The sequence below is a fragment of the uncultured Dialister sp. genome (genome assembly GCF_900538805.1).
GTDB lineage: Bacteria > Bacillota > Negativicutes > Veillonellales > Dialisteraceae > Dialister.
Genome location: NZ_UPZP01000098.1, coordinates 1 through 8,399, shown reverse-complemented (window position 1 = coordinate 8,399; position 8,399 = coordinate 1). Strand labels below are relative to the sequence as shown.

At 52.4% G+C, this 8,399-nt stretch carries 8 protein-coding genes; 7 read left to right on the top strand and 1 reads right to left on the bottom strand.

Translation table 11 applies throughout. The features are described 5' to 3' along the window. Positions 1-201 precede the first annotated feature (201 nt). Together pyrF and pyrE are read left to right on the top strand one after the other, a co-directional pair. Positions 202-942: an orotidine-5'-phosphate decarboxylase gene (gene pyrF / locus QZQ29_RS07995; RefSeq protein ID WP_296962125.1), complete on the top strand. Its 741-nt coding sequence runs from the start codon at positions 202-204 to the stop codon at positions 940-942. Further along, a complete protein-coding gene (gene pyrE / locus QZQ29_RS07990; RefSeq protein ID WP_296962127.1) occupies positions 939-1,526 on the top strand; it encodes an orotate phosphoribosyltransferase in 588 nt (195 codons plus the stop codon). The genes pyrF and pyrE overlap by 4 nt, the downstream gene beginning before the upstream one ends. A 483-nt stretch (positions 1,527-2,009) precedes the next feature. On the opposite strand, the gene QZQ29_RS07985 is transcribed toward pyrE, so the two are convergent. Beyond that, positions 2,010-3,080, bottom strand: coding sequence for a nitronate monooxygenase family protein (locus QZQ29_RS07985; protein ID WP_296962122.1), 1,071 nt, complete (start codon positions 3,078-3,080; stop codon positions 2,010-2,012). A gap of 657 nt (positions 3,081-3,737) precedes the next feature. Between QZQ29_RS07985 and QZQ29_RS07980 the strand changes: the two genes are divergently transcribed. From QZQ29_RS07980 to fabG, 5 genes are all read left to right on the top strand, one after another. Continuing rightward, the gene (locus QZQ29_RS07980; RefSeq protein WP_296962121.1) at positions 3,738-4,301 is read left to right on the top strand and encodes a DeoR family transcriptional regulator; all 564 of its coding nucleotides are present in this window, start codon (positions 3,738-3,740) and stop codon (positions 4,299-4,301) included. Further along, the gene (gene plsX / locus QZQ29_RS07975) at positions 4,294-5,319 is read left to right on the top strand and encodes a phosphate acyltransferase PlsX (protein ID WP_296962120.1); all 1,026 of its coding nucleotides are present in this window, start codon (positions 4,294-4,296) and stop codon (positions 5,317-5,319) included. The genes QZQ29_RS07980 and plsX overlap by 8 nt, the downstream gene beginning before the upstream one ends. Positions 5,320-5,440: 121 nt before the next feature. Then, positions 5,441-6,433 carry a beta-ketoacyl-ACP synthase III gene (locus tag QZQ29_RS07970; RefSeq protein WP_296962119.1) on the top strand — a complete coding sequence of 331 codons (993 nt, stop codon included), beginning with the start codon at positions 5,441-5,443 and terminating at the stop codon, positions 6,431-6,433. A 110-nt stretch (positions 6,434-6,543) separates the two neighbouring features. Further along, positions 6,544-7,482 (top strand): ACP S-malonyltransferase, encoded by a 939-nt coding sequence (fabD, locus tag QZQ29_RS07965; RefSeq protein ID WP_296962118.1) that lies wholly within the window; start codon positions 6,544-6,546, stop codon positions 7,480-7,482. Positions 7,483-7,485: 3 nt separating this feature from the next. Beyond that, positions 7,486-8,229, top strand: coding sequence for a 3-oxoacyl-[acyl-carrier-protein] reductase (fabG, locus tag QZQ29_RS07960; RefSeq protein ID WP_296962116.1), 744 nt, complete (start codon positions 7,486-7,488; stop codon positions 8,227-8,229). The last annotated feature ends 170 nt before the right edge of the window (positions 8,230-8,399 follow it).

Genomic DNA, 8,399 nt, shown 5'->3' with positions numbered 1-8,399 from the left:
AGGTTGCCTAACTATCTGATAGAGACTCAATCATTTTTTCACAGCCCTTTTTTTATTCGTATTCCGCTGTTTCCTGAAAAAGAAAACCCTTAAAAACAGGATGTCAGAATGCCCTTGAAATGGTATAATATGTCAGATATGGGGAAGCGGCGGTGGAAATCTGCCGCACTTCTTGAAGTAAATAGAGAAGGGAGATCGTGAATGGACGAGAAAGAAGAAGTCTACACAGCCGATGACCGGCTCATCGTGGCACTGGATGTGGATTCTTTCGACAAGATGAAAGAACTGGTAGACGAACTGGGGGATCTGGTTTCTTATTACAAGGTGGGCATGGAGCTGTACTACAGCGCAGGCAGCGAGACCATTCATTACCTGAAGGAACATGGAAAGAAAGTGTTCCTGGATCTGAAGCTTCATGATATTCCCAACACCGTAGGCCACAGTGTGGCTTCCGTAACCCGTCTGGGAGTGAACCTGATTACAGTCCATGCCGGCGGCGGCAGGGCCATGATGCAGGCAGCAGCTCGGTATGCAAAAATCACGGCAGACGAACTGGGCGTGGAACGTCCGAAGATTCTGGCGGTTACCGTACTGACCAGCTTTGATGACCAGGGCTGGCAGGAAGTGGGAGGCCATCTTCCCATCCAGGACCACGTACTGGAACTGGCACAGCTGGCTAAGGACTCCGGCGTAGACGGCGTAGTGGCATCGCCCAGGGAAGCATCTTCCATCCGCAAAATGGCAGGTGACGATTTCCTCATCGTCACCCCGGGCATCCGTCCTTCTTTTGCCCAGACAGACGACCAGAAACGTATTGCCACCCCGTCGGAGGCCTTCAAGGACGGCTCCTCCATGCTCGTCATCGGCCGGCCTATTACCCAGGCCATTGACCCCTGTGCCGCAGCCCGTCTGATTTTAAAGGAAATAAAGGAGAATGCATAATGAACGAAAAAGAAGTTGAATCTTTACTGAAAGAAACAAAAGCCATTCTGGAAGGTCATTTCCTTCTCACCAGCGGCCTTCACAGCCCTCTGTACGTTGAAAAATTCAACGTTCTCCAGCATCCGGAATACACGGAAAAACTGTGCCAGGAATTTGCCAACCACTTCAAGAACATGGGCATTGAAACGGTGATCGGACCGGCCACCGGCGGCATTATCCTCTCCCAGGTTACTGCCCGCCTCCTGGGTGTCCGTTCCATTTTCACGGAAAGAGAAAACGGAAAAATGACCCTTCGCCGGGGTTTCAAAATCGCTCCTGGTGAAAAGGTGCTCATCGTAGAAGATATCGTCACCACAGGCGGCTCCATCAAAGAAGTGGTGGACGTGGTGAACAAAGCCAAAGGCGACATCGTAGGCATCGGCCTCTTCGTAGACCGCTCCGGCGGCAAAGCAGACTTCGGCGTTCCCAAGGAAAAGGTATATCCTCTTCTCCACCTCACCGTTCCGACTTATAAACCGGAAGAATGCCCCCTGTGCAAAGCTGGCGTACCCATTACAGAACGGGGCAGCCATCATCTGAAATAATGAAATCGTGAAAATAAAAAGCTGCAGAGCCATTTGACTCGGCAGCTTTTTATTGTGGGATTGCGGGGGAGTGTGAGGAGGAGGCCACAACACAATTTTCCTGCCTCCTTTAGGGGAAGAGGGCCACGAAGCGGCGAAGGGGTGTACGGGGCTGCAAGTCGGAATGACACTATGTTGAACTGACTGCCAACCGGCGGCTTTCCCGCCGGTTAGTATTCATTACCGATTGCCTCATATGCGGCATGCACCAAGATTCTTCGCCTGCGGCTCAGAATAACGATGAGGGAGAGAAGGGAATCCCGTAACGCTGACTTTATATTTATTGCCGCGTCAGCGGCAATCCACAACCCTCAGACGCAGAGCGTCTGTCAAACTTAAGAACCTTAAGAACCCTCGGGGCCCCAGGCCCCGTCAACCTTCCCCTCTGAACCCTCTGAACCCTCTGAACCTTCTGAACCCTTTGCGCCCGAAGGGCGCAATCCATTACGCCTTTCCCGTTCCTTCTACCAGTTCTGTGAATAAGTCGTGAACCGTGGTAATCCTGTTGATTTTCCAGGCATTGGCGCCGCAGAAGACGAGGCCGTGGTCCACGTCCCCTTTGACGGCGCGGATGAGGGCCTGGGTGATACAGTATGGGGTGGTGCTGGGGTCGCAGGTCTTAAGGCAGTGGAAGCAGTTGGTCACCGGAATTCTTCCCTGTCGGAAGGCGCAGACGAAGGGATTCAGCAGGGCGCGGCCAGGCATGTGGACGGGGCTCTGCACGATGGTGACGTCGGAGGATTTGGCTTTGACATACATATTCTTGAAGGCTTCTGCTGCATCGCATTCCTTTGTGGCCACGAAGCGGGTGGCCATCTGTACGCCGGAAAGGCCTAGGGAGAGGTAGTGTTCAATGTCTTTTTTGTCAAAAATGCCGCCGCCGAAGACTACAGGGATTTTCTTGTTGAATTTTTCTTCAAATTCTTTAACCACTGCGAGGATTTCTTTGATTTCATTTTCATAACCGTCGCTTTCATGCATTTTTACCTGTTCCCTGGTGTAGCCCAGATGGCCGCCGGCCTTGGGGCCTTCAATGACCACCAGATCTGCAGTGCGGTTGTGATGTTTGGCCCAGAGCTTCAGAATGACCCTGGCAGCCTTGGGGGAGCCGATGATGGGAGCGATTTTGGTATCCGTGCCTTCCACACAGGCCGGAAGGTCCGCCGGGAGACCGGCGCCGGAGAAGATGATGCTGGCGCCGTTTTCTGCTGCAGTACGGGCATAGTCTTCGTAATGCTGGCCGCGCCACATGATATTGACGCCGATAATGCCGTTTTTCGCTTTTTCCCTTGCCTTATGAAGCTGGTCCTTCAGGGCGCGGATATTGGCCTTCACTGTGTTGGTACGGAAATCGGGTTCGTTGAATCCCACCTGGGCAGCGGAAATCACTCCGATGCCTCCCTCCTTTGCTACGGCGCCGGCCAGTCCGGAAAGACTGACACCGATGCCCATACCGCCCTGGATGATAGGAATATTGGCTGTTAAATCACCGATATGAAGCTTAGGAAAATTCATATTATCACTCCTGATTAGTTTTAAAAATATAATACTAAACTATACGAATGTTTGACAAACAAATAATGTTGATGTATCCTGTATTCACTGTAGTTTATTCCATATCCCGCAATAAGTCAATGAGAATTTTTGTTGAAATACTGGAATAAAATCATACACAAAACTATAAAAGTATAAATCTATGGTTTCTAAACCTCAGTACACAATCTCCGGTCAGTATTCGCTCTCTATTTTTCGCTGTCAGCTGTCAGCCGCGCGCTGCCCCGGTCCCCAATCCCGGAATCCCGATTTCTATGGTCTATCTTCTAACATCTATCATCTATCTTTCCCGCCCGCCGAGTGGCATTTATCGGCTTTAGCTTCACTAACGACAGGTACCGAGATTCTTCGCTTCGCTCAGAATGACCCCTCCGGCGGACAGTCTGAGCGTCTGTCTTCTATCTTCTGTCTTCTAACATCTATCTTTCCTAGCTGGTGATAACAGTAAGAAGTAAGATATTTTCCATTTCATGTAGATTAAAGAAATTTAATTCCTGCATGGAAGTGCCTTTTTGCGCGGGAATGGGGGAAGGTATGAAGCCGATTTTTCTTGAGCTTTCCAATTTCCTGGTGCAGCACTTGCATGGTTGTGGTATAGTATTATCAGCAGGTGATAAAATGATGGAAAAACGGAAGATGGATAAAAACAAAAGACGAGAAGCCATACAGAATTTACTTCGCCAAAATCCATGTCTGACAGACGGAGATCTGGCAGAACGTTTTTCTGTATCTGTGGCAACCATCCGCCTGGACCGGCAGACCCTGGGGATTCCCCAGATGAGGGAGCGCATGGAGCATCTGGTAGCATCCCAGCCCTCCGATTCCCGGGAAGGCGTGAGGGTGCTGGACCTGGACATCGGCCAGAAGGGGGTGGGGCTCCTGAAGACCACCGACGAAATGGCTGACAGTGCAGGTATGGTTTCTGCGGAAAAGCTGTATGGAGCAGCCGCAGGATTTGCCGAATCCCTGGCAGGGGTTCCCTTTGCTTCTACCCAGGTGGGAAATATCAAGTATAAGATTCCCGTGGTGCCCGGAACGATTCTTATCGTGAAGGGGCGCATCGTCCTCATGCGGGGAAACAAGAAACATATATATATCAGTTTCTTCCGTGGAGACGAGGAAGTATACCGGGCTAAGTTTATTATGGAAATTTTGAATGAGACGGAGGCGTCCCATGGATAAAATAGCAGTTGACGCTATGGGCGGTGATTTTGCGCCGCTGGAAATCGTACTTGGAGCCATAGAGGCGGTGCGGGAATTTCATATTCCTGTGGTGCTGGTAGGCGACGAAGGACGTATCCGTGATATTTTGAAGAAAAATCATGAGGAGAATAATTCCCTCATTGAGGTGCACCATGCTTCCCAGGTCATTGAAATGGGGGAACATCCCGGCATGGCCTACAGGAAGAAGAAGGATGCCTCCGTGTCCGTAGGTGCCAGACTGGTGAAGAGCGGCGAATGCGGCGCCCTGGTGGCACCGGGGTCCACGGGAGCCGCTGTGACAGCCGGCCTTCTGGGTATCGGTCGGATTAAGGGGATTGAACGGCCCGCCATTCTGACGCCCATTCCCAATGAAAAGGGCGGATATACCTATCTCATCGATTCCGGCGCCAGCGCCCAGCCCAAGGTGGAAACCTATGTACAGAATGCCCTTTTAGGTTACATTTATGCCAAAAAGGTGGCAGGCATCGAACATCCGAAAATCGGTCTTCTGAATATCGGCGCTGAAAGCACCAAGGGCAGTCCTCTGGTGACGGAAGCCAACCAGGTGCTTGCCGGGCAGGATACCATTCCCTTTGCCGGCAATGCGGAGGGCCGGGATGTGATGACCGGTGAATTCGATGTGGTGGTAACCGATGGGTTTACGGGCAATGTGGTGCTGAAGTTCGGTGAAGGCGCCGGAAAGCTGGTGGCCGCCCTTTTGAAGGACGCCATCATGAAGGGTGGACTTCGGGCCAAGCTGGGCGGACTTCTTTTGAAACCGGCGCTGAAGAAATACATGGCCAAGCGTCTTGATTATTCGGAATACGGTGGCGCGCCGCTCCTGGGTATCAAGGGAGCCCTCATTATCTGCCATGGCGCATCCAAAGCCCGGGCCATCAAGAACGGCATCCGCATGGCCAGGGATGTATGCAGCGAGAAGCTGGACGAAGTGGTGGCAGATACCCTTGTAAAAATGAGCTTAAAAGAGCAGGAATAATGTACGGGGCAAGTATCCTGCTGAATGGAATCAGTGCTTTACAAAATTTCATAAAAGGAAGGGAAAGCACTGCGAATCATATGTGTTTCCTCAATCTCCTTTTTTAGGGAAGGAATAAGTTATGGATAATACACGTTTTGCCGGTATTCTGGGTACCGGTCACTATGCACCGGAAAAGATACTGACAAATGCAGACCTGGAAAAAATGGTGGATACATCGGATGAATGGATCCGCACAAGAACAGGCATAGAAACAAGACATATTGCGGCGCAGTCGGAAAATACATCGGACCTCTGCGTGAATGCGGCCAGAAAGGCCATGGAAGCGGCGGGAGTCACTGTGGATGACATCGATTTCATCCTGGTGGCTACGGCGTCTCCGGATTACGTGGTGCCGTCCACGGCCTGCCTGGTGCAGGACAAGCTGGGCGCCTCCCATGCGGGGGCCATGGATATTTCCGCCGGCTGCTCCGGCTATATTTATGCCGTAGCCGTGGCATCCAACATGGTAAAAGCAGGCATGTACAAGCATGTCCTGATTATCGGCGCGGAAATCCTGTCCCGCCTGGTGAACTGGAATGACCGCTCCACCTGCATCCTTTTCGGTGACGGCGCAGGCGCCGCGGTTATCGGGGAAACGGAAGAGGGATACGGCCTTCTGGCTTCCGACCTTGGCTCCGATGGCAGCCTGGGCAAGATTCTGGATATTCCCGCCAGCGGCGTGGCAGAACCGGTGACCCACCGTGCCATCGACTCCGGCCGCATTTATATCCACATGGAGGGACCGGAGGTTTTCAAAGCCGCTGTCCGCCATATGGGTGCCACCACCCTGAAAACCCTGGAAAAGGCAGGGGTATCAAAGGATGATATCGACATGTTCATTGCCCACCAGGCCAATAACCGCATTATCCAGGCCATTGCCAAGCGCCTCCAGGTGCCGGCGGACCATATGTGGGTGAATGTGAACCGCTTCGGCAACACTTCCGCCGCTTCCGTAGGCATTGCCCTTGACGAAGCTGTGCGGGCCGGAAAAGTGAAACACGGCGATATCGTGGTTCTCACCGGTTTCGGCGCCGGCCTCACCTGGGGCTGCGACGTTATGCGGTGGATGTAAGGAGTTGAAGTTTCCAGTGTCTCTATGGAACTGGAAACTTTCCATCCAATAGGTTTAATTTAAAGAATATATACTGTTACCATATGTTTATTACGCCATGAGGTGATACGATGAAAACTGCATTTCTTTTCCCTGGACAGGGGTCCCAGAAGGTCGGCATGGTGCATGACCTGTATGAAAATTATGATTCCGTAAAACATCTGGTGGAAGAGGCCGATGATACCCTGGGCTTCTCCATTTCCAAAATGATGTTTGAAGGTCCGGACTCTGAACTCATGAAGACCGAATTTACCCAGCCCGCCATCCTGACAGCCAGCGTTGCGGTCTGGCAGGTGCTGAAGGAGAAGGGCGTAGAACCGGACATTGCGGCGGGCCACAGCCTTGGCGAATATTCCGCCCTGGTGGCAGCCGGTGCCATTTCCTTCGCAGACGCTGTGAAGACGGTGCACCTCCGCGGCCGTTTCATGCAGGAAGCGGTTCCGCTGGGCGAAGGGGGAATGGCAGCAGTCATCGGTCTCACTCCTGATAAAATCGTGGAAGTCTGCCAGTCTGTCACCACACCGGACGCTCCGGTGCAGGCAGTGAATTTCAACTGCCCCGGACAGGTGGTTATTGCCGGCGCCACCAAGGCGGTGGAAAAGGCCTGCGATGCACTGAAAGCAGCCGGTGCCCGCCGTGCCATCATGCTGCATGTGAGCGCTCCTTTCCACTCCACCCTCATGGAACCGGCAGCTGCCAGACTGAAGGAAGTACTGGATACCATTGAAATCCATGACACAAAGATTCCGGTGGTGGCCAATGTGAACGCCAAAGAAGAAACAAAGGCCGATGAAATCCGCAAGAACCTGGTGGACCAGGCTGCCCATCCGGTACATTGGGAAGAATCCATCCGGAATATGATTGCCGGCGGCGTGGATTACACCGTAGAAGCAGGCCCGGGCACCGTTCTTTCCGGATTCATGAGGAAAATCGACCGCAAGGTTCCCTGTGTGCATGCAGAAGATGCGGCAACGGTGGATGAAGTGGTGAAAGCCTTGAAGGGAGAATAATCCATGGAAAACATTGAAAAAACAGCACTGGTTACCGGTGCATCCAGAGGCATTGGCCGGGCCATCGCCCTGGCCCTGGCTTCCAAAGGCTTTGCAGTGGCCCTGAACTATGCAGGAAGCCACGATGCGGCAGAAGCGGTGAAGAAAGAAATCGAAGCTGCCGGCGGCAAAGCTTTCACCGTGCAGGGGGATGTGTCCAAGAGCGAAGATGTGGACCGCGTATTCAAGGCTGTGAAGGATGAATTCGGCGGCCTGGATGTGCTTGTGAACAATGCAGGCATTAACAGGGATGCCCTCCTGATCCGCATGAAGGAATCCAACTGGGATGACGTCATCGCCACGGACCTGAAGAGCGATTTTCTCACCACCAAGGCAGCTGCTGCCATGATGATGAGAAAGCGGAAGGGCTCCATCATCAATATTTCTTCCGTGGTCGGAATTATGGGCAACATCGGCCAGGCCAACTACGCCGCTGCCAAGGCAGGGGTTATCGGCCTCACCAAAGCCTGCGCCAAGGAAATGGCGGCCCGGAATATCCGCGTCAATGCGGTGGCCCCCGGTTTCATTGAAACAGCCATGACCGACGGCATTCCTGAAAAAATCAGGGAAGGCATGATTTCATCCATCCCCATGGGACGGATGGGACAGCCGGAAGACGTGGCCAAAGCCGTATGCTTCCTGGCTTCCGACGATTCCTCCTATATCACCGGTCAGGTGCTGGTGGTGGACGGCGGTCTTGTGATGTAATCTGACTTGGGGAACGGCTGCCTGTTTAAGGAAGCACTGATTCATTCGCAGAATCGAATTTCATATGTATTTTTATCCAATACTGCGTCATAAGTCTCCTTAAATAGCTCGCTATTCGCGTCGACTGATTCCTTGCATTGAATAAAAATACAAGAATGAAATCCGATAAC